General features: G+C 55.1%; 16 protein-coding genes and 1 pseudogene. 6 read left to right on the top strand and 11 right to left on the bottom strand.

Annotation, left to right across the window (positions count from 1 at the left end):
* Nucleotides 1–54: 54 nt before the first annotated feature.
* A complete protein-coding gene (rpsU, locus tag Fuma_RS32735; protein WP_077028699.1) occupies nt 55–258 on the bottom strand; it encodes a 30S ribosomal protein S21 in 204 nt (67 codons plus the stop codon).
* Between the two features lie 378 nt (nt 259–636).
* On the opposite strand from rpsU, the gene Fuma_RS32725 reads away from it, so the two are divergent.
* Together Fuma_RS32725 and Fuma_RS32720 are read left to right on the top strand one after the other, a co-directional pair.
* Nucleotides 637–1,170: a UvrB/UvrC motif-containing protein gene (locus Fuma_RS32725; protein WP_077027821.1), complete on the top strand. Its 534-nt coding sequence runs from the start codon at nt 637–639 to the stop codon at nt 1,168–1,170.
* A 121-nt stretch (nt 1,171–1,291) separates the two neighbouring features.
* A complete protein-coding gene (locus Fuma_RS32720; protein WP_077027820.1) occupies nt 1,292–2,368 on the top strand; it encodes a protein arginine kinase in 1,077 nt (358 codons plus the stop codon).
* Nucleotides 2,369–2,374: 6 nt separating this feature from the next.
* Here Fuma_RS32720 and Fuma_RS32715 read toward each other — a convergent pair whose 3' ends face one another.
* Together Fuma_RS32715 and Fuma_RS32710 are read right to left on the bottom strand one after the other, a co-directional pair.
* Nucleotides 2,375–5,014 (bottom strand): hypothetical protein, encoded by a 2,640-nt coding sequence (locus tag Fuma_RS32715; protein ID WP_077027819.1) that lies wholly within the window; start codon nt 5,012–5,014, stop codon nt 2,375–2,377.
* 37 nt (nt 5,015–5,051) lie between these two features.
* Nucleotides 5,052–5,504 carry a hypothetical protein gene (locus tag Fuma_RS32710; RefSeq protein WP_145944502.1) on the bottom strand — a complete coding sequence of 151 codons (453 nt, stop codon included), beginning with the start codon at nt 5,502–5,504 and terminating at the stop codon, nt 5,052–5,054.
* 816 nt (nt 5,505–6,320) lie between these two features.
* Here Fuma_RS32710 and rpsD point away from each other — a divergent pair.
* Entirely contained in the window at nt 6,321–6,929 is a 609-nt protein-coding gene (gene rpsD / locus Fuma_RS32705; RefSeq protein ID WP_077027817.1) for a 30S ribosomal protein S4, read from the top strand.
* 260 nt (nt 6,930–7,189) lie between these two features.
* Here the strand turns inward: rpsD and Fuma_RS32700 are convergent, their stop codons facing one another.
* Together Fuma_RS32700 and Fuma_RS32695 are read right to left on the bottom strand one after the other, a co-directional pair.
* Nucleotides 7,190–10,441, bottom strand: a complete 3,252-nt coding sequence (locus Fuma_RS32700; RefSeq protein ID WP_077027816.1) for a DUF4332 domain-containing protein — start codon at nt 10,439–10,441, stop codon at nt 7,190–7,192.
* Nucleotides 10,442–10,561: 120 nt separating this feature from the next.
* Nucleotides 10,562–11,668 (bottom strand): metallophosphoesterase family protein, encoded by a 1,107-nt coding sequence (locus tag Fuma_RS32695; protein WP_077027815.1) that lies wholly within the window; start codon nt 11,666–11,668, stop codon nt 10,562–10,564.
* A gap of 229 nt (nt 11,669–11,897) precedes the next feature.
* On the opposite strand from Fuma_RS32695, the gene Fuma_RS32690 reads away from it, so the two are divergent.
* Complete coding sequence (locus Fuma_RS32690; protein ID WP_077027814.1) at nt 11,898–13,478, top strand: B12-binding domain-containing radical SAM protein; 1,581 nt, start codon at nt 11,898–11,900, stop codon at nt 13,476–13,478.
* A gap of 654 nt (nt 13,479–14,132) precedes the next feature.
* Here Fuma_RS32690 and Fuma_RS36070 read toward each other — a convergent pair.
* Complete coding sequence (locus Fuma_RS36070; RefSeq protein WP_145944501.1) at nt 14,133–15,056, bottom strand: zinc ribbon domain-containing protein; 924 nt, start codon at nt 15,054–15,056, stop codon at nt 14,133–14,135.
* 215 nt (nt 15,057–15,271) lie between these two features.
* Here Fuma_RS36070 and Fuma_RS32680 point away from each other — a divergent pair, with 215 nt between their 5' ends.
* Entirely contained in the window at nt 15,272–15,574 is a 303-nt protein-coding gene (locus Fuma_RS32680) for a transposase (protein ID WP_077023269.1), read from the top strand.
* Nucleotides 15,571–16,314, top strand: a pseudogene (locus tag Fuma_RS36965) (IS3 family transposase); the annotation flags it as partial. The gene Fuma_RS32680 and the pseudogene Fuma_RS36965, both read left to right, overlap by 4 nt.
* Before the next feature lie 93 nt (nt 16,315–16,407).
* Here Fuma_RS36965 and Fuma_RS32670 read toward each other — a convergent pair.
* From Fuma_RS32670 to Fuma_RS35525, 5 genes are all read right to left on the bottom strand, one after another.
* Nucleotides 16,408–18,492, bottom strand: coding sequence for a recombinase family protein (locus Fuma_RS32670; protein ID WP_077023267.1), 2,085 nt, complete (start codon nt 18,490–18,492; stop codon nt 16,408–16,410).
* The gene (locus Fuma_RS32665; RefSeq protein ID WP_145943985.1) at nt 18,485–18,664 is read right to left on the bottom strand and encodes a hypothetical protein; all 180 of its coding nucleotides are present in this window, start codon (nt 18,662–18,664) and stop codon (nt 18,485–18,487) included. Before Fuma_RS32665 ends, Fuma_RS32670 begins: the two co-directional genes overlap by 8 nt.
* 739 nt (nt 18,665–19,403) lie before the next feature.
* Nucleotides 19,404–20,324, bottom strand: coding sequence for an ankyrin repeat domain-containing protein (locus Fuma_RS32660; protein ID WP_158521207.1), 921 nt, complete (start codon nt 20,322–20,324; stop codon nt 19,404–19,406).
* A 70-nt stretch (nt 20,325–20,394) separates the two neighbouring features.
* Complete coding sequence (locus Fuma_RS32655) at nt 20,395–21,480, bottom strand: ankyrin repeat domain-containing protein (RefSeq protein WP_077027810.1); 1,086 nt, start codon at nt 21,478–21,480, stop codon at nt 20,395–20,397.
* Nucleotides 21,467–22,420 (bottom strand): ankyrin repeat domain-containing protein, encoded by a 954-nt coding sequence (locus tag Fuma_RS35525; protein ID WP_158521206.1) that lies wholly within the window; start codon nt 22,418–22,420, stop codon nt 21,467–21,469. The genes Fuma_RS32655 and Fuma_RS35525 overlap by 14 nt, the downstream gene beginning before the upstream one ends.
* Nucleotides 22,421–22,500 lie beyond the last annotated feature (80 nt).

Here is a 22,500-nt window from a genome sequence, read left to right as displayed (position 1 = left end):
GCGGCTGGAAGCCCCAGCCGCAGAGAAATCGACAGCGATCAGCCAGGTCGGCGATTAGCCACCGATTTGCGGTTGCTTTGAAGCATTTCGAGCCCGCATTTCGGCTCGACGTCGTTCGCGACGGCGTTCATCGCTGGGCTTTTCGTAGAACTCGCGCTTGCGCATCTCGCGTTTGATACCGGCATGTTCGACTAATTTGCGGAATCGTTTTACCGCATCAGAAACGTTTTCGTTGTCACGCAGACGCAACTTAACCACTAAACAGCTCCGTTCGATCGTAAGATAAACCACTACAACTGGTCGTAAATGCAGGCGCGCACGCTGCCCGCTGGACCTGAAAGTCTACTCGAAATCCGCCATCATGCAAACGCAAGTGCGGGAAACTTCTCGCGTGTCAGAGTCAACTCAATGCAGGGAGAGAACCTACCGCATCATCGGCGAAATCGACCGGCGACGCTGCTTTCGTTCTCGAATTTCAGAAAAAAAGACTAATGGCGGAGCGTTTTCCTACAACCGGCACGCGACCGCTGAACGGCTCAATTGACCTAAGCCCGGAAAATGTCGGTGCTCCGGCCATCTTGCGTCGCCTATCATTGTTCGTAATGATTCCGCTCCAAATTGTCGGGAGAAGTCGAAATGAAGAAGTGCCGTCGCTGCTCAAAGCCAGCAACTTTACATATCACCGAGATCCACGAAGGAAACGCGGTCGCCATCCACTTGTGTGAAAGCTGCGCTCGGGAATATCTGGAGGATTCTGAGGACGACACGATCAGCAGCCCGGCCGCTGAACTCGCGGCTAAGCTGGAAGCCCTTGTGTCGGAAGATTCCGACACCCCGTCACCCGTCTGCCCGAACTGCCAGATTTCGTTCAATGAATTCCGTGAACAGGGCCGATTGGGCTGTCCGTGCTGTTACGACGAGTTCCGCACAGATTTGCTTCCTCTGCTGGAGAATATCCACGAACAGGTCAATCATGTGGGCAAACGGCCCTTGCGCAATCCGGGACAGTCGGAAGACCATTCTCGACTAATCCATTTGCGAGCGAACTTGCGCGATGCGGTTAATTGCGAAGATTACGAAGCCGCCGCTCAACTCCGCGACCAGATCGCAGAAATTGAAGGGGATCTGCACGGCGACTCTGCGGCATCCCCAAGGTCGGCCGAAGGTTAATTGCGGTCGCCACCCTCAGGAACTGCAGGCCGGGTTTTTGTGCGACGTAACTCCAGCTACAATCTTTGTAACGCCCGCTGCGGCAAGCGAAAACCAACCTTAACAATCAGGGTGAAATCTGTTGACGTCTGATGGAGAAGAACAGACTCTTTGTCTGGAAGAACTGGCTCGAACCAGCGGAGAATGGCTGCGCGCCGAGGGACCGGAATCGGATATTGTGATTTCCACTCGCATCCGGTTGGCCAGAAATGTGGCCGGGTTCCCCTTTATGACGCAAGCCGACGACGACATCCGTCGGCAGCTGGTGGATTCGCTCAGGACCACCATCTCGGCAACCGATTGCGGCCAGCATCTGCAATTCGTCGACGTGGCAGCCCTGGACGACATCGACAAGCAGTTGCTGGTCGAGCGCCAGTTGATCAGCCGTGAACTGGCGCAGTCTGAGGGCCCTCGCGGGGTAGTGATTGGCGAAGGCGAACATGTCAGCATCATGCTGAATGAAGAAGACCATGTCCGCATTCAGGTGCTTCACAGCGGATTAGCTCTGGAAAAAACCTGGGAACAAATCAACGATCTGGATAACTCGCTGGAGGCGCGCACCAGCTTTGCTTTTGATGAAGAACTGGGATATCTCACCGCCTGCCCAACCAATGTCGGCACCGGCATCCGCGTGAGCGTGATGCTGCACCTGCCCGCGTTACGAATCACTCGCGAAATTCAGAAAGTGCATCAGGCGGCTCAAAAGATCAACCTCGCCGTCCGTGGACTCTATGGCGAGGGTAGCCAGGCGATGGGTGACTTCTATCAGATCTCAAACCAAATCACGCTGGGCTGCAGCGAACAGGATCTGCTGGACAATCTTGCCGAAGTTGTGCCTAACATTCTGGGCTACGAACGCCGCGTGCGAGACCTGTTATGCCGCGATAACAAAGCTCAACTGGACGACCAAATCGCTCGCGCAATGGGCATCCTGACCAGCGCGCGGTCCATCAGTTCCGAAGAAACCATGCATCTGCTTTCGAGTGTCCGGCTGGGCGTGAACCTCGGCCTGGTGCCGGAAGTGACAATTGCAACCGTGAATGAACTCTTCATTCACACTCAGCCATCACACCTGCAAAAGCTGCACGGCGGACCGCTAAAAACGGCCGAACGCAATGTCGCGCGAGCGGCCTATCTGCGCGAACGACTTAATTCTTAGCAGCCGCTATTCGCTAAGACGCTTAAGCAACTCGGCAGCTCGCGCTTTTCGCGCTGGCGTGCCCCAATCGGGGTAGAGCGTTTCGACGACGCCTATTCGCCGCGTCGCCTGCTGGCCGTCGCCATTGTTGGCTGCGATCTGAGCCAGCTGCAGTGACGCTTCCAGCCACGAATCGGTTCCCTGAGTGCCGTTCTGCAGGACTTGCTGCCAGAATTCTTGTATGGCCGCCGACGATGAGTTCGCAGCTGGCGACTGCTTCGCTGGCTGTTCAACGGACGCGACCGCTTGTGCCACAGAACTCAGTTGCTCGCCGTTGAGCGACATCGCTGTCACGCGTTCAAGGAGCCACGTAAGCGATTTTTCGTCGCCGGATACAGCTGCGACATTCGCGGCTACTGGAAGCATCCAACGCAGCTCATCGATAGGAATCTGCTGGCCTCGCTGTTGTACCAATCGCCAGAGAAGCTGCCCGTTTAGGTTTGCGAGATACGTGTCTCCCGCCTGCAATGTGTTGCCGTTGATCTGGCTGTGAATAAACCGGACCGTTTGAGGCAAATTTTTGTCCAGGACCTCCAACGTTTGCTGCCGCAATTTGGACAATCGGCTCACGTCTGTCGTTGTTCGAGCGCTGACAATCAGTTCCAGCAATTGCATCCGACGCACTGAATCTGCGATACCCCCTCGCCCGCCTGCCTCGCCGTTCGCGGGGGCCTCGTTTATCAAAGCCTGCAGTCGCTGAACAGTGGCGGCAAATTCCGTCCATTGATCGGTCTGTAAGCGGGCCACCTGGAGCTGATCTTCCAGCAAGAGCACCTGCAATCGAACCTGCTTTGCTACGGGCAACTCATCGCGCGAGCTTGCCAGCAGCTTAGCCACGTGTTGGACAAGCTGCCGGTGAAGGTCAGCAAGGTCATTGGACTTGCCGGTATCAGCCGCCATTTGAAGACTGTCACTGGCCCGCAACACCAACTCGGCAGCAACCAACGGTTCGGTCGCGTTGGCAAACTGTTGCAACGATAATTCTGCGGCTCGCCGGGGTTGTCTGACGCTGACGATTTTCTGCAACCACTGGCTGGCAGTTTTAGCAGTCGGCTGATCTGGAAAATTGCGAACGTGAGCTTCCACAGCCGTCGTGTATTCCATCTCAGACACACCATCGTCCGTTCGAGGTTTATCAACCAGTTGCGCCATGGCGAAAATTCGCAGCAGGTCGGCCGCTGATTGTTCAGCGAGCATGCCGACAGACTCAAAATCCGCGCAGGCTCCCTTCAGCCGAGCTCTAGCCGCAGCCCACTGTTGCTGTTGAATCAGAATTTCCCCGGCTCGCAATTGCAGCGCCGCGCGCGATCGTTGCGAATTCTGCGGGGGAAGGCGCTGCAGAGCAACGTTGATCAACCTCAAGGCCGATTGATCGTCGCCCGTGTCACGCTCCGCCTCAATCTGCTCAATGAGATCGGCAATCTCGCTTCCAACTTCATTCACCAGATCGAAACGACGATTGACCGCTTCAATCGCGTCGCCGAACACACCGCGCGACACGCGCTGCACTCGGTCTCGTTCGGCTTCGAAGTCCCTGGATGTCTGAGCGATCAGTGGCTCGTCGGCGAGTTGTCCGGCCAGTTCTCGTGCCCCCAACAGTGCCTCCATTTTCAGCCATTGAAGATGCATTCGCTGCCGTGCCGTCTGGGGCTCTGCTTCCGCGACAACCTTCAGGGCCTGCCTGGCTTCTTTGCGAAAGAGTAAGCTGCGGATCGTCAGAAACTGCCGCAGCGGGACTTCGTCAGTTGAAGAAGAGGTAACGAGGTTTGGGGCGTGCAAGCCGAACGCGCGATGGTCGTCCGAATACAGCTTCCATTCCGCTAACAGCCATGCGGCCCTCGCTGTATTGTGACCGATTCGTGACGATCGAGCGGCCGCGGAAACAGCACTGTCTGCAGTCTGAAACAGCTGTTGGTGGTCGTCGGAATTCGTATTCGAACGCCAGTTCAACACATGCAACTCGGCCAATAGCAAACGAGCGTCGTCGCGGATTTTCTGTCTGGCGTCTGCATCCAAATTGCTGCGAATCGTGTCAAACTGCTCCAGTAGCGCCACCGCCAACTCGATTCCACGTTCAGCGGCAGCCCGGCTGTTGCGGCCTGGCAAGGATTGCCCAACCACGGGCGAGTTTTGCTCAACCGGTTCGTCCCGAAGCCCAAACAAATGCCCGGCTTCGGCCAGGACCAGCTGCATCCGGATTTCGGCGGCGAATGCTCGGACTTGTTGAAGCCGTAGCTGAAGATTGGCTTCCGCCGATGGGGGGCTGACCTTCAGGAATTCAGTGATATCTTCGACCGACCGGTTAATCAGCCCCGTTCGGCTGGCGGAATCAACAAACCACGCGTGCTTCTGCGTTGTGTCACTCAGCCGCAAACACCACTTGGCTTTGCGATTAGGCGTCACCGAACTGGCCAACAGTGTTCGGCAATGTCGCTCAGCCAACGAGAACAGCTGCCGTTCCGTCAGCTGACGTAGAAACGCATGCTCCGCGCGATCACCGACCGGATCGCTTGCCTGCAGCGTAGTGACAGTGCAGGCAGCGATGGCCAGTGTTACCAGCAGTGCGAGTTGAAAAATTGATTTTGATGGCGGTGTGTCGTGCGACATACCGACATTATACCGTCTAAGGCGAACGGTCGGACGACTAATCACCCGGTCCGATGTCCAGCAGCATGGCGTCCATCACAAGCGACGCTTCAGCGCGATGCAATTCATGAAACAGACTCATCCAGTCGGCGAGCTCAGAACTCAGCTGGTCCGCAACGGCCACCCAGGATTCTTCGTCTCGAATGCGATTGCGGAGTTCTCGCAGGGCGTAGTCCAGGTGCAGCTTCTTCAGATGCAGACGCATGACCTGACGATTCCAGTTTGGAAATTCGTCCAGTACTTCCGCCATGTAGCCGCCGCTGTCTTCGTTAAGGCGACGTTCGCGCGGCATGAGGTCGACCAGCACGTTCAACACTTCCAGCAGCCAGCGCTTGTTCGATTCATCGGGGGTCTCTTCCAGAATGTCTCGCAGGTCGCCCAACAACAGATATTGGAATTCGTTGCATGCGGCGAGCGTATTGATCTTCGATGTGGAGAAGGTGTTACTCATGGGTAGACCCTTTCGAATGGAAACTTGAACTCCGTCGCAGTTATCCGACGGATTCATCAGGACATGCAGTTCACTCTCTTGAATGGCTTGCAGAAAACAGACAGACCTCAACCATTGCGGCGAACAGCCGACAGGAAGACTGGTTGGGACTGCGAAACATAGACTCGCTCGACGATCCCGCAGGATTCGCCGAACCACCAAGTCTCAAAGATAGGAATAACGCAAAAAACGTCAAGCCCTGTTTTCCCTCGAGGGCTGATTTGACGCTGTTATCGCGACGATTTGCCCCCTCAATCCGCATTAATTGTCTTCAGCTTCACCTCGAAAATTGCTGCCAATTTTTCCAAAAACCGACCTATTGCCAACGTTTTTGCAGCCGATGCGTACGGCCCGTCTGCGGTCGCCAGCTTCTTTGCTTAAATTTCGACTTAAGCGGGCAGCCCTATGCTGGTAGACCCGTAGAACGCGGCTAACTTCCAATCGGACGCCCGAGCAAGGTTTTCATCAGAGAAAGACCTGAGTCGCAGCAATGTCGGTGTTGAAGATCGCCGCAGTCGTCGATACTCTTCCGCACTTCCCGATCACACTGCGCCGTGTCAAAACCGCGATGTCTGCCGTTTAGTCGCGGACTTATGATCGGGTCATTTCTCTGTACGTTGATCGCAGCCATGTGGCTGTTTTCAGCCTGTCAGTGCCGCTTGTTGTCGCTCACAAAGCAATGTGACCGATGTCTAATGCGGCGATTGTTGACGACCCATCGCGCGTGGCGGTGTGGTGGTACAGAGCCAAAATTAGTTTTTCGGAGTTCGATGAAGAATGGGTCGTTACACAGGTCCAAAGGGACGAGTCAACCGCCGGCTGGGCGTCAACGTTTACGAATCAAATGGTGCGATCAAATCGCTTGAGCGGAAAGAGTTTCCGCCGGGCATGCACAAGCGTCGTAAGAAGCCGACCAACTACGGTTTGGGTCTGGCAGAAAAGCAGAAGATCAAGTTCTATTACGGCCTTCGCGACCGTCAGTTGAACCGCTACTTCAATAAGGCTCGTGCCATCAAAGGTAACACGGGGGAGTCGCTGCTGATTCTCTGCGAACGTCGCCTGGACAATGTGGTTCGCCGAGCAGGCTTCACCTGCACTCGCCCACAGGCTCGTCAGGGCATCGTGCATCGCCACTTCCAACTGAATGGCGTCACCGTTAACAAGCCTGGCATCATGGTCCGCCCTGGCGATGTGATCACTCTGCGAAAACGTCCAAACCTGCAGAACCTGTACAAGCACATTGCTGAAGGTGTCACGATCCCTCAGAACGACTGGATCAACTTCGATGAAAGCAGCCTGTCTGCCATCGTGACCACGTTGCCGACATTCGACGACGTGGGACTGATCGTCGACGCGAACCAGGTTGTGGCGTTCCTGTCACGATAGTCTGGTCGATACGGTATTCAAACAAAAACGCCGAGCTCACAATTGGTGAGGTCGGCGTTTTTTGTGCGCTGCGGGCGTCGGACGTTGGGCCTGAGGCCGTGGTGCATCGAGCCAGAAAGTCTGGCGGCGAGCCAATCTGCCGCCCGGCCCGTGACATTCGGGCAAAAAAAAAACGGCAAGCCGAAGACGTTAACCCTCGGCTTGTTCGAGGATAAAACGCCTACGGCTCGCCGTTCACGTAACAGTTTTGCGGCGGTGCCTTATGCGGCTGCTGACAGCGATCGTGAGTTCTGTGCCCAGCTGATCCAGTCAGTGACCTCTTCCAAATCCGGTTTGCGGCCGCCACGGACGATCCGTTCGCCTTCTGATGTGTCCGCGAATGGGCCAACAATGGCGAACAGGTCCGCCGCTCGTTTTGCAGCTAGCTGCTCGGGCTCTGTGACTCCGCAGGCAACCAGAATCTGAGCGTCGTGGCCTCGCAGTCCCGGCACAAGGCAAACCATGCGAGCTTGCCCCTGCCATTCGAGAATCGTGTCAGCAGAGATGCGACGATTGTCCAGTCGATCCGCCACGTCAGTCGCATGGGCATTCAACAGGTCATCGACCGTATAGATGCCAACTCTGGCCAGTCGTTGAGCCGTCTTGGGCCCGATCGATGGAGCGGCTTCCACATCGTCCGAACGATTCAGATAGAACTTCAGTTCCCGGTCAGTATCGGTATCAGTGTCGTTGGATTGTTTTGTCGTTCGATACGAAGACGAATGACGTGTCATCCGCTGGCGGCGTCGGTTTTGCCGGTCGTCTCGCTTGCGGCGGGCTTCCGTTGAAAGACTGGGGCGTCGCTGCTTGCGAACGACGGTACCACTTTCAGAGATGCGAGCACGTCGGCTTCTTAGTCGCGAAGAACTCCTGTCGAAGCCTCGGCCACTGCTGTCCGAATCTCCCGACCCAACAAAAAACCGCGAACGCGATCGTCGTGCTTCTGACAGTGATCGCGAATGCTGAGACCAGCGACTCCAGTTGATGGCCTGCTGCCGATCAATTGAGCGGCTCGAACGGCGAAAACGTGATCCAGCCTGAGTGTCCTGGAATGTCGTGACAACGTCGAACACAGTTTCCGGACGCATACGGCTAAGTTCGACAGTGCTTTGAATACCCGCCGCATACAGCAATTCTGCATCGCTGCGTCGCAGCATTGGAATCTGGCTCGCTAGTTCTGCCTGACCACGCCACGCACGAATACGATCGCGACTGATTGAGTAACCTCGCTGACGGAACCTGGCTTCCAGTTCATCGACGGACATCGTCAGAAGTTCGTCGATTGTTTCGATATCCGAAGCGCGAAACGCTTCGACTTCAGCAACCGTCAACCCCGACAGATCTTCCACCGAATTGTCGACTTCAAGATAGAACAACCAATTCGTGTGGTCGGAGGTCGGCGCCGGCTTTGGTGCTGGCTGAACAACGGGCGGCGGCGTGGGTGCAGAGATGACCGGCTGAGGAACTTCAGCAACTCGCGGGGCTACAGCCGGACGTTCGTTGAGGTATCGGACACTCGCGTCTCGGCGAGCAAACAGCTCACGCACATCTTTTTGGCAAGTGAAGAAGATAATCTGCTGGCCGTCGGCGGCGACATCCATCAGCAGATCAGCAGCCGCTTCTGCCGCATCGTCATCGGCCGTGATGAACACGTCATCCAGAATCAGCGGACAACGTTCCGCATCCTCGGCGCGACATTGGATCAACGCGAGGCGAAGTGCCAGAGCTGCCAGATCCCGCGTGCCCCGGCTTAGCTGCTGAAGTTTCTGCGGATGCGACGACTGCCGTGTTTCCGCCAGAATGTGCGAATTCGTTGAATCAGCAATCAACTGATGACAGTCTCCGTCAGTCAGACGATCGACGTATTCGGAGGCCAGCTCCAGCACACCGGGGTTACGATAATTCCGCAACCGTTCCAGCACTGTGCGCAAATTCGCTTCAGTCGTTTGCTGAACGTTGTATCGCTGCTGCAACAGTTCGAATTCCGCGTCCAGCTGAGCGATCTGCATTTTGACGCGATCAATGTCTTCCAGTCTCGCTGTGGCTTTCAACTTCAAACGCAACTCAGCAAGTTCGACTTCCAGCTGACGAACCTGGTCAACTGTCGACTGACGTTCTCGATGCAGGTCACTTAACCGGCGCCGCAGCGTGATCAGTTGAGCTTCAATTTCCTCAACGGAGCCGTGCACGGTACGCTGCGATGGTCGGAAAAATTCAGCATGACTGTGAGAATCACAGGTCAGTACCGAACGAACATCTCGGTCGAGCACGTTTTCGCTGCAAACCAGCTCTTCCTTCAGTGCGTCGATTTGGCCCTGAATCACAGCATCAACGTTGTCCGCGTCGTGCAGCGTCCGTTCAGCCAACAGCGATTCAAGCGAGGCTTCGTGCGATTGCACAGCGGCTTCGTGGTGACTGACGTGTTCGCACAACGAAAACACTTCACTGCGCAGATGTTCGATAAACAGATCGCGATTCACGCCAGTTGCCGACGTGGCCTGAAGGGTTCCATCTTTCAACAGGCTGTCCATGCGTTGTTCAAGTCGTGCCACAAGGGCTCGAACGGACGTCAATGAATCGGTGCTGCTACCGCTGATAGAACGGCGACCATCGATACCGGAGAGCTCTCGCTGGACGGATTCGCGAATCGACGCCCACCGTTGTTGCCGCTGAGACAAACTGTTAATCCGCTCCTCAATCGCGCGACGATCGAGTGTCACAACGTTGCGGCGGCGTAGCTGCTCCAGCACTTCTTCCAGTTGACGGATCTGTGCTTCGCAATCTGTGATCTTCTGTTCAACTTCCGCCAGAAACGCGGCCAGTCGTTTCAGCTGCAGTTCGAGTTCGGCAATGCGTGGCGGAATTGTCGGATCAACGCGTCGCATTTCTGCGAGGCGCCCTCGCAAGTCGTCTCGCTGCCGCTGCACATCAGCCATCTTCTGACGAAGGCCGTGCTGCACGCCGTCACCTTCGCGTTCCCGCACACACTCGCTAATCGCCAGTTCGGTGCGTCGCATTTCCTCTTCGTTGCCGGTGGCCCCTTCGCCGTCCAGACACAGGCGAGTCAGCAGGTCAAAGCGAGCGGCTTCCTGATAGCCGACGCTGAAGATTTCCTGGTGTACCGTTTCATTGATCCATGGTGCCAGTTGAGTGGCGTGCGTTGTCACTGCGACGCTGCTGGCCAGATCTTTGGTGGACAGGTCTGACGAAATGCCGTGGTTGCATTCCCGAGACAGCCGCAATGATCGCCCCTGCGATTTCAGAGACACGTTGCCGCCAAAGTGACTGTCATCAACCTGAAAGCCCTGATGGTCGGTCGTGTAACCGAATAGCAATCCTCGCAGAAAGCTGACCAGCGTCGTTTTGCCGCTGCCGTTGCCGCCGTAAACAACCGTCATTCCTGGAGACAGGTCTTCCAGCGAGGCATTTTTCAGAACACCGAATCGATCCACATTAATATCTACTAAACGCATGACGAAGCTTTCTTTTCTCGCCTGATGATAAAGTCTTGTCGAACTCGGATTGCACCTGCAACTGGTTCTGTTGAATGGCCCGCTGATCTGCCTTCTCAAAGACGTTACGCCAAAACGACGCTATGCTGCTCGGTGCAGCAAACTTAAGCCGGCAACCAGGTCGGCAGAAACGCCGATTCCACCCTGCAGGCAAACCTGATGCGAGTTGACACCGGTGCCGTCAAAACTGCTGACCGGGCCGTTCGCCACGTCGATGTATTCTTCCAGAGCCGCTCGATCATCCGCAAAAAGCTGCAACGCAGATTCGCCGGAAAACGAAACCGATCGAGGCCACACGCCATGATGGCCACCGTGCATTCGGTCTCGCAAATCGGCAAGGAGTGCTCGACTATCAAGCGTTTTGACCTCAGCCGCACTGGCCGCGATATTCGCATTCAGAACCCAGTCGACAATTGTGGTCCGGCTGGTGCGACTGCTCAGTGAATCCGATTCCTGAATAACGGTCGGCACCAAATCTTTTCCCGCCGCCACATTTGCCAGCGACACACGTTCCGTGGCAAATCGAATCACGTCGCATGTATGAGCGTTCGATTCGATCGTGTGAGAAGTGGTGTCGGCTTCGACCAGCACACAACCACCTTCCCAGGTTTCCGTCGGCGACACGGCCTGAACAGCGCCTGCTGATCGAGTCATCGTGCCGCTATGTGACGTGTCGTGCCGATCGCGGCTGGGCCGAATCGACGGCACCGCGTGGTAAACCATTCGCGACGCAGGTTGCGGAACATGTTCGCCAATCGTCACTGCCAGATCACCCGATCCCGCCTGACCGGTCGAACACACGTTCAGATGGACGTTGGACTGGCCCGTATGTGACGCGATCAGCGACTGGCCCGGTGACAGCACGATGTCGCAGATTTTATTAAGACCGGAGTTTGTGTCGGCGTCGTTGGCCGTCGCCACAATACGGATACCACGGGATCGCAGCGTTTCGAACTGGTCGTCCAGCCAGCGAACGGCGGGTTCGAGGTCTTCGTGAGATTCCGTCACGCTGCCAGCGATCAGAAGGAACTGAGCCTGCTTGGCGACGGCCGTTTCGATTACGTTTCGTACAGATTGGCGAACGCAGTCGGTGGCCAGCTGCTGCAGCCACCCGGGCGAATCCGACAGTCCGGACAAGGCAGTTCCAAGTCGAAAATGGTCGGTATGAACGAATCGAATCGTTGACATCAATGCCTCCCTGCATTGGCCGAATCTCGTTCGGCAGTGAGTGTTTTTCGGCGTTGAAGACCTGTCATCCGTGGCAGGCCGCGCCTGGTCGCAGCGGCTCCCGGACCACTACCGCCGAAATGTAGGACAAAATCCGAATTCCTGCCTACCCCAATTCGGCAGATTTTGCCGCATCAATTCCCGATCGGCAAAAACAGCATCGGAGGCGTGTTTGTACTACGATACGCGCATGCCCGACATTGTCCTGACAACCTTAAACGCACGGTACTGGCACAGCTCCTTCGGCTTGCGCTACCTGCTGGCCAATATGGGCGATCTGAAATCCCGCACGGCGATGCTGGAATTCGGGATCAGCGAGCGTCCGGTCGACATGATCGACACCATTCTGGCTCACAACCCCAAAATCGTCGGCGTCGGCGTCTACATCTGGAACGTCGAGCCCGCGACCAAGCTGGTCGCTGATTTAAAGCGAGTGCGACCAGACGTCACCATTGTGCTGGGCGGCCCGGAAGTCAGCTACGAAACCGAAGGGCAGGGCATTGTCGAAGACGCCGACTTTGTGGTCACAGGTGAAGCCGACATCGCCTTCCCTCAACTTTGCCGTCGCCTGCTGAACGCCAATGCTGTCAACGAACCAGCAGCGGTCGCGACCGAGACCGCTGCGTTGCTTTCGATGCAGGAGCCTGCCGCGAGTAGCCAGAAGATCATCGGTGGCGGTGTTCCGGCGTTGAATGACGTTCAACTGCCGTATCATCTCTACACCGATGAAGACATCGCTCATCGAGTCATCTACGTCGAAGTTTCACGAGGCTGCCCGTTCACCTGCGAATTCTGTCTGTCTGCGCTCGATATTCCGGTGCGGCTATTCGATCTTGATAGTTTCCTGGCAGCCATGCAGGATCTGCTGGATCGAGGCGCCCGGCAATTCAAGTTTGTCGACCGCACTTTCAATCTGAACATGCGAGTCAGCACGACCATCCTTCAGTTCTTCCTCGACCGATGCCAACCAGACCTGTTTCTGCATTTCGAAATGATCCCGGACAGGCTGCCGGATTCGCTAAAGAAGCTGATTGCCCAATTCCCGCCCGGCGCGTTGCAGTTCGAAATTGGTGTGCAGACGTTCAACGATGAGGTGGGCAAATTGATCAGCCGACGTCAGGACAATGAAGAGTTAGCTTCCAATTTCGCGTTTTTGCGAGAGCAGACCGGTGTTCACATTCACGCAGACCTGATCGTGGGGCTGCCGGGTGAATCACTGGAAAGCTTCGCCGCAGGCTTCAACCGTCTGGTGGAACTCGCGCCGCAGGAAATACAGGTTGGCATTCTGAAACGGCTGAAGGGAACTCCAATCACACGGCACGATCAGACTTGGCAGATGGTTTACAGCCAGCACGCTCCGTATGAGATTCTGAGTAACCGGCTGATCGATTTTGAAACCATGCATCGTCTGCGCAGGTTTTCACGGTACTGGGACCTGACGGCCAACAGCGGCAACTTTGTCGAGACCACTCCATTGATGTGGTCGCAGCGCAAACCGTTCGACGAGTTCCTGAAATTCGCAGACTGGCTGTTCGCCACAGAAAGCAGGACTCACGGCATTCCTTTGGACAAGCTGACTCGGCGGCTGTTCGAATTCCTGACAGTACACCAACGGCTGTCCAAGGAAGTCGTCGGCCCAACATTGCTGCGAGACTACTCAGGAACTGGCCGCCGCAACGTGCCGGACTTCCTGCGTGAATTCACCAGTGAGGTCACGGTCGCCGCCGCGTCGACCAGCCTGCCACCTCGCCAGGCGCGGCATCAGAGCTAACCAGCAACACCCCCAAGCTGTAGGTCACGGCCTCGTCCCGGTCTGCGTTCTGCAGACCAATGCGCGAGTCCCGTACTTGCTGGAAGCGACAGCAACCGCAAAACCATATCGCAGCCGGTCAGGGATAGGGCGTTGCGATAGTCGACGGAACCAGCGTCACAAAAACGATCACCGCTGCGGCGCGAAACGCATACGCAGAACGAAGCGACAGCTAATTCATGCGTCGAACCTACCCCGTCGGCAAGCAGGATACGGAAATGCCCTGATCACCGACCGTGTAGGTGCCGACCGCCGGGCGGCACTTCGCTGAAGGCGACCTGCAACCTTGTCGCTGAGCCGTTGTTTTCGATTGTCGATGTGCAGTGAGCGTGGCAATGTCCGAGGCATCCCTCTCTGTGCCCGGTTCGCCGATGGCGAAAGTTCCGTCGGGCCGCCAACGCCGGGTGGCACATCCACGCAGTGGGTGTGTGCCGCAGGCACAGGAAGCTGCTATCAACGTCGACCATCAGCACCCGCCCGCCACGGTTTGGCCACCGTCAGAAAAGCCTCTTGTTGCTTCGCAACACACCCTGTTCGGGTGTGCCACCCAGCGATGATAATGTCGGAAGGATGCATGATCGCACAATCCTGGCTGCTTCGAACGCTGCGTCCGCATCACACAGGCGGCAGTACTTTCGCAGCTTCCAGCTTCTTTAGCTGCTTTGGATTCATTCGTGAAACATCAACCGTGATGGGTACGACAGTAAAGGGGGCCATGTTGTGCTTGAGCATCCAATCCACAGCACGGCGAGTGACAATTCGGAAATCGCCCGAACTGGGGCGCGGCACTTCGGGGTGGCTAACGGAAATGCTCATAAAGTCTGAACCGTCCCAAGTCTCTCCTTCAACAATTTCCAGAACATCACGGCCGTATTTGTACTCTACAACCAGTGCGTGAAGTCGCCGGTCTCGATATCTGCTCTTGGCACCAACCCAAAGCTCATGGCTGCATTTGGGGCAGTCGTATTCATTGAACGGACATGTTGGACAAAAGATTGGACCCCAGCCGCAATTCGGACAACGGTTTTCGCCATCGACCACAGACAATGATCGCAGTCGACATTCACCTGTAAACTTCCAGTACCACAAAGGGTAAAGTCCGGACTTGTCATCTGTCTGGCCCTTCAGTCGATTCTCTTGGGTGACGAACTTTACGGTATCCGTTTCGAATCCGGATAGACCACTATCTGGCAGGCCCTTCCGCAACTCGGAGTGGATAAAAGTCGTACCATCATCCGAGATTGCTTGCACGACCGGTGTGATTGGCCCCACAAAGGGGATCGCTACCGCTCCAACCCAGTGGCATTGTGTCACGTGCGACGGGTCACTCGGGCATTTCCTTGCTGCGACGACTTTCGACTCGATTTGCGACTCGATTGTGATTCCAAAACGGTTACCGGCAGGCGAAGATCTACCAACTATCTTTTGTCGAAGTCCAGCACTGTAGACGGATACGTCTGTCAGCTGGTGACAGTCCAAAATATAGAAGTACCCACTCCGTAATTCGCCCGCCATCGGCAACCGCACATTAATGTCCATGCTCGGTACTCTGGGTTAATCAAGGCCAGTTGATAGTCTGCAATATCAAAGCGAACAGCCGCTAAGGGTTGCCATACACCCCAAGCCACAATTCTCCAAGGGCATCAAGCATTCTCACTACTGACGACTCTTCTTCGATGCCCAGTATCCTGAGGTGGTACAGGTTTCAGGGACACGTGAATCTCTTATTCTGAGTCCGTAGAAAGGACCTCAGGATGTCTCGGAAGAAAAAAACATCAGTCAAGAAATCGTCTCGCCGTCAGTACACGGATGAGTTCAAAGAAGAAGCCGTGCAGCTGCTTCTGGATGGGTACACGGCTCCTCAGGTTGTGGACCGGTTGGGCATTTCAAACGTCAACGTTTTGTATCGCTGGAAACAGGAGCAGCTGGAACAAAGTGGTCCAGTGGCAAGCTCTTTGGAGGCTAAGGTCAAGGACCTCGAAGCCGATCTGCGGCGTGTCGAACGTGAGAGGGACATACTAAAAAAAGCGTTGGCTATTTTCGGCCGCAACGAATAGCTGACGTCTATGCGGCCGTTGAAGCGATTGTTCAGGAAGGTCATGGAAACGTGGCCGAAGTCTGTCGTCATCTCGGTGTGAACCGAACTTCGTTTTATGCCTGGCAGACTGCTGAGCCCACGATCTTTGAAGAACAGGATGCTCAACTGGCTCCGTTGATAAGAGTCATCTTTAAGTGTCACCGCCGCCGCTACGGGGCTCGTCGCATTGCCGAAGACCTCAAGGAAATGGGACTTCCCTGTGATCGCAGGAAGGTCTCGAATGTCATGAAAGCCCTTAAATTAAAGGCAATTCAGCCGAAGTCGTTCGTTCCAAAAACGACAGACAGCCGTCATCGACTGGGCTATTCGCCGAACCTGTTGCTCGATGCGGACGCCCCAACAACGATCAATCAAATTTGGGTTGGAGACATTACCTACATCCCGCTGACTGACGGGACGTTTTGCTACATGGCGATGCTGATGGATCTGTTTTCCCGGCGGATCGTTGGTTGGCATCTGGATAACAACATGACGGAACAGCTGGTCCTCAAAGCACTGCGTTCGAGCATCAAAGAACGACAGCCTGACGTTGGATTGATTCACCACACGGATCGAGGCGGCCAGTACGCTGGCAATGAATACCGATCAATTCTTCGTCGGGCAGCAATCACACAAAGCATGAGCCGTGCTGACAACTGTTATGACAACGCATCCATGGAAAGCTGCTTCGGAACGATCAAGAACGAACTCGAAATGACCGATTACCAAAGCAAGGCAGAGGCAAGAAGAGAGATGTCAAAATACGTCCGCTACTACAACTGTGTTTCATTATGCACCTTTGTTCTATTTGAGTTAAAACTCAAGGGATTGCTGTTTGGGATCTGGTACCGCGGGGTTGCGGTTTCGAGTTTTTGCCTTCCGGACAACGGCCTTTGCCGCTGGCGTCTCCAGTTCGCTGCGATTGATGATCCACGGTCCGTCCGGAAGCGGGTGTTGACCTTTGATATCGGCTCGTTCAATCGCCAGTCTGAGTGTCCGCGTGCTGATGCCAAGATGTTTTGCGCTGTCGGTTAGGTTCATCCAGCCTTGATCAGATTGAGCCTGTGCAGTCCAGCGGGCAATCTTGTGGTAGTTCCGCATCGATGTGACCCGCTCTCGAGTCCACCGGTTTCCTCGTCCCGTTGGTAACCCGTTGCGGTTGAGCAGTCCGGCGATGAGATCGTCGGAACAGATTCGTGCGAGTGACCGGACAGCATCGACGGCCTCTGCTGACGTGGCTGTCGTGGCTGTCGATTTTCCGCGACGACGGCGGGGAAGTCGCAGTTCGGTATGCACACCACCAACCCAGTGGATTGTAAGAATGACTTCGCTCACGTCGTTGTCGACATCCGCAACGATATCGCGGATCAGAGTCCGAACGATGCGTTTCTTGATTCGAATGTCAGCATCAGGATTGTTCCAGACTGCGTCAAGGTCAGCCACGACTGCCATCAGACCCTGCAAATCAGGATCGTCGATTGAAGATCTGTCATTTCGCTGCTGATCGATCCGTGCTTCGACGTCGCTGACGTGTTGCATCGACGCATTCCATCTTCGTTCCAGTTCCTCGGTGACAAGTCGATTTTCCGGGTCAGCTGCATCGAATTGACGTTGTGCACGCGATGCTTCATAACGAGCAGACTTAAGTTCCCCTTCCAGTGCCTGAAGGATTTCGTTGTCACGTTCGGTTGTTTTCTGGTGAGCGAGCATGGCGGCCTCTTGAGCGGCAGGAGCAACAACACGGAATATCTGTTCTGCAACGGCGATGTCAACGGACGTGGCACCGAATGCGATGCACTTGGCTTCGCCATTGTCCAGATACCCTCGGTGGCAGCAGTAACGTGGCACTTTCGCTCCGACTCCGCTGTACGCGACGGCCAGTCGCCGTCCACATTGCTGACAGCCCAGCATTCCCGACAACAGTGCCGAACCTTTTCGAGCAGCGCCTCGCCCGGAACGCAGATTGTTTGACGAAATCAAATCCTGCAATCGTTCGAACTCCTCCCACGATACATAGCCTTCGTGATGTTCGGGAATCAATGCGATCCATTCTTCGCGACTGCGCCGCCGTGTTTTTGAATCAACGAATCCACCTTCATACGATGGCTGATGTTCGGTTCGGCCATACGCATACGCCCCACCGTACACCGGATGAGTCAGGATCTGGTACACCATCCCGTATGTCGGACGCTTCCACTTCAGGACTCCGGCTTTGTCTCGTGTCGGCATCTGCAGATCTTCTTCCAGAAGCCACATCAAAGCTTGCCGTGCACTCCCCAGTTCGAAGCACTTGCGAAACACCAGATTGATCATCTGTTGCACGCGAGTATTCGGGTCTTTCTCAATGCGCTGATCTTTGCCTCGAGTCGTTCCCGTTTTCAGATATCCGACCGGTGCCGAAATGATCAGTTCTCCTCGGCGCGCCTTTTCACGCCGAGCTTCTACGGATCGCTGACGAAGGAGGTCCAGCTCGTATTCGTTCAAACTTCCTTTCAGTCCCAGCAACAGTCGGTCATTGCTCCGGCGAGGAGCGTAGACCGTTTCCTGATCGATCAATAACGTGTCCACGACTCGACACACTTCAACCAGTTGCTGCCATTCACGACTGTTGCGAGCAAACCGCGACACCTCTCGTGCAGCAACGGCCCCGATCTTCCCGAGGCACACATCGGCGACCATGCGTTCAAATCCCGATCGAACAACGCTGCCGGACGCGCTGCGCCCCAGATCTTCATCGATGACTTCAATGTCTTTCCATCCCAGTGAACGCATCCGTTGCTGCATGGCATACTGCAGCCTGCGGCTTTCTTCGTTGTGAAGCACCTGAAACGGCGACGACTGACGAATGTAAAGAACGGCTTTCCGCTGAAGATGGATGGCTTCAATCTTTTCACTCATCTTCGGACTCCTTTCCGCTGTTGAGATTTTCAGCATGATGACGAACGAGTTCCGCCAGATATCGGGTCGCTTCTTCCCGAGTCTCGCTGGGCAGATCACTCCATCGCGGCCGGGGCGGACTCACTTCAAACAGATCAAGCTGTGTTGTCGGTTTCGTTCTGGGTTGTGGCATCAGCATCTCCCTGAGAAGATTGGAAATGCTGAACATCTATCAGAAACTCATCGCCCGCTGTGGCGTCCCGCAGCAGTGCTGAAAGATTCAATAGTGCTGATATTGAAACGCAGGGTTCGTCGCGTAGCTGCATGACGCAGCATACAGACTGATTCAACATCCACTGCGGAACTTCACGAAACTTTCCGTCCGTCACGTCGGCAGGACGACACAAATAGACAGCTCCGCGATCACGACGTACGATCGCTCGATCAATCGTGACGGGCTGATCAAACCAAGGGTGCCATCGATACCGAACTACTGCCTCGGTAACATGGGTATCGGTTCGTGAGGTTGTACGTTCACGAACGCAGACACTCCAGCCTCGATTACAGGTCGCCAGCTCAGTTCGAACAGATCATCAATCTCCCAAAATAAGAGAATGACCTGTCCCTGAAACCTGTACCACCTCATCCTGTTGCAGATTGAGGATCAGGATGTCTCTTGCGAGGTTGACGAAGTCTCATTAGGAGCCTGCGGATCAATAGAAGTCGTACCCATAAATGTCCCAGAAGATTTCGTCCAGGAGTTCACCCCTGCCGCACCATCAGCCCGTAGTGGTAGTATGTCGTGGTGTGAGCGCTCGCCATCGTGGCTCCTACTTCTCCGAGACCTTAAATGTAACATTGGGGGCATACCAGTAATCCACGTCATCGAAACAGGGTTCGACGAGACGACTAGAAATCAGCGTGTTAAAACATCATTCCTGTTCGGCGGCATCCGCCTCGGGAGTACTACCGACAGGCTCTTCCGACTTCACGGCAGCTTTTTCTCGGGCCATGCGTTCCGCGACTTCCCGATCGATCCGCTTCCGGTATTCACTCGGTGCAAGTGTTCTAATCCACTCGCTCCATCTCGCATTATCCATCCGAGCAGCCTTTAGATCCTCACCGGCTTCCCTTAGCCAGGCTTCCAAGGCTATGAAACTTTTGCGTTGACTGTCGCTCATCGTCTCGACCTCCTGGCCTGCCGATTCAACGGCGTGAACGAGTTTTGAGTTGGATCGAGGGCGATAGATTGAGGGGGTTGCCCCCGCTTTCAAAAGTTTCAGGGCGACATCGAACTGCCGAAACCACATAACAGCCATTCGGACTGGAGGGTGACCACTGGAGTCCAAGGCGTTCAGGTCGGCACCGTTGTCAATAAGGATTTGGACTCTCTGTTTGACATCAGGGACTCCGGCGGTAATTACGGCATGCAACAGTGTTCGGTTCCGTCGTTGGTCGATCAGATTGGGGTCGCCTCCAGATTCCATGACGGCTTCGAGGTAACCGGGGAACTGCGTCCTTGCGGACATGTGCGTGACGGAATCGCCGGCGTGGAATCCGCTGGGGACGCCGAAATCGGATTCGAATATGACATTCGGATTTGCACCGCGTTTGATCAAATGCTTGAACCGCTTAATTTGGTTATCGGGAAACGCCCACAACAACGGTGTCATGTTGCCTTTCCCTTTCGCGTTCACGTCGGCACCTGCTTCGATAAGACGGTCGATCTCCGCAATGTCGTTCTCCTCAATCGCTTCACACAAGGCAATCACTTGCGGATCTTCGAAGTAGTCACTGGCCTTCCAGCCTACTTTTTCATGCCAGCAGTATTGTTCTGATTGAATCAGTGCCAATTCGTTCTTCTCGCAGCCAGCCAGGCAGCAAAAGACATAAAGCGCTAAAAACATAGTCACGGATTGGGAATTAGTCACGGGCTTGTGAATTCTGCTTGGCGGTATCTGTTTCAGGATCACCGGTACACGGCTCGTTTAATTTCGGGTCAGCAGCCTCGCGGGCTTTACGTTCAGCGACTTCCAGTTCCCTTCGACGTCGAATCTCTTTGGGTGGCAGAGTCCGTCCCCACTTGCTCCATCTTGCATTGTCCACTTGAGCGGCCTCAAGATCCTCACCGGCATTTTTGAGCCACGCTTCCAACTCCTTGAAATCCTGTCTTTGATCGTCACCCATAAGGTGCAGATTCAGACCTGCCCGTTCGACAATGTGGACGAGTTTAGAATTGGACCCAGACTGGTAAATGCCGTAGTCCGCACCAGCTTTGAGCAGTTGCGAGGCAATATCGAATTGGCCAAACCACGCGACTGCATCTGTGACCGGAGGGTTTCCACTGGCATCCACCGCATTCAAGTCGGCACCTTTCTCGATCAGCAGTTGTATTCGTTCCTTCTTAATCTTGTGGGGTGCGCGAGACGTGATCACGGCGTGTAGCAGCGTATCCCCTTTCCCTGTGTCGAACAATTGGGGATCACCACCGTGTTTCATCACGGCTTCAAAGTGCTTCGGGAATGCGCTGCGAGAGGCCATGTGGGTGACTGAATCACCAACATGAAACGCGCTGCGGACGCCGAATTCGGATTTAGTCACCACATTCGGGTCAGCCCCGTGTTCCAGCAGACTTACAAAACGTTTGAGTTTGTTGTCGGGAAACGCCCACAACAACGGTGTCATGTTGCCTTTCCCTTTCGCGTTCACGTCGGCACCTGCTCCGATAAGACGGTCGATCTCTGCAATGTCGTTCTCCTCAATCGCTTCACACAAGGCAATCACTTGCGGATCGTCAAAGTAATCGGTCGCCTTCCATCCGAATTTCGCATGCCAGTTGGTGGCTTCAGCAGAAATCGATGCAATCGGTGGCTTTGAACATCCAATCGAACTCAAGGAAAGATTCAATGCCAGAATGCAAAGCGCTAATCTGTAGGCAAACATCACATGAATAGCGAATGCGAAACGGCTTCGTGCGCCGTCGAGCCAGGGTTTGTTAATCAGCGTCATTCTCTGCATCCGCCTTTTCTTTCGCGATTCGTTCGGCAATCTCCTGATCAATTTTCTTCCGATAGTCGGCGATCGATCCACTCCCCCATTCTCGCCAGCGCTCGCGATCACGCCGGGCCTTCGCAAAGTCCTTTCCATGCTCCTTCATCCATTTCACTAACTCTCGGTACGATTTCCGCTGCTCCGGAGACAGGAGCTTTAGCTTCTCTTCAATTCTGTCGACGTGATGGATCAGTTGTTGGTTCGACCGATCCTGATACACATCGGAATCAGCGCCCGCCTTTAGCAGCAGCAGCGCGATGTCGAACTGCGCAAACCGTGTCACCGCCGCCATCGAAGGCGTAACTCCTCCGAAAGACTTTCTATTCAGGTCTGCTCCCTTTTCGATCAAAATCCTCACTCGGTGTTTAGTATCTCCAACACCTGACGAGATCACCTCAAACAGTAGTGAGTTCCCGGTCTTTTCGTCTATCAATTCCGGATCGCCACCATGTTCCATGACGGCTTCAAAGTAGCCGGGAAACGCGGTGCCGGCAGACATGTGCGTGACGGAATCACCGGCGTGGAAGCCGCTGGGGACGCCGAAATCGGATTCGAATATGACATTCGGATTTGCACCGCGTTTGAGCAAGTGTTTGAATCGCTTGATTTGGTTATCGGGAAACGCCCACAACAGTGGAGTCATGTTGCCTTTGCCTTTGGCGTTCACGTCGGCACCTGCGGCAATGAGACGGTCGATCTCTTGAATGTCGTTCTTCTCAATCGCCTCACACAAGGCAACCACCTGCGGATCGTCAAAGTACTCGGTCGCCTTCCAACCCATCTTTGTATGCCAGCTTTTCGGTGCCGTTGGGGACAGAACAAATCCACCTTTATTGCAGCCGAACAGGCAAAACATGGCCGTCGTTAGCAGCATTGAAACGATGCGTTGGCAACACATAATACGAATCTCAGGGACGAGGCCAGAAGAGGGACGGCAGGCCAACGGACCAGGAGAAGTTATAGCCATGGATCTCCCCA

The sequence above is a fragment of the Fuerstiella marisgermanici genome (assembly GCF_001983935.1).
GTDB classification, from domain to species: Bacteria; Planctomycetota; Planctomycetia; order Planctomycetales; family Planctomycetaceae; genus Fuerstiella; species Fuerstiella marisgermanici.
The sequence above is the reverse complement of the archived record's forward strand: the minus strand, read 5'-3'. Positions and strand labels throughout refer to the sequence as shown.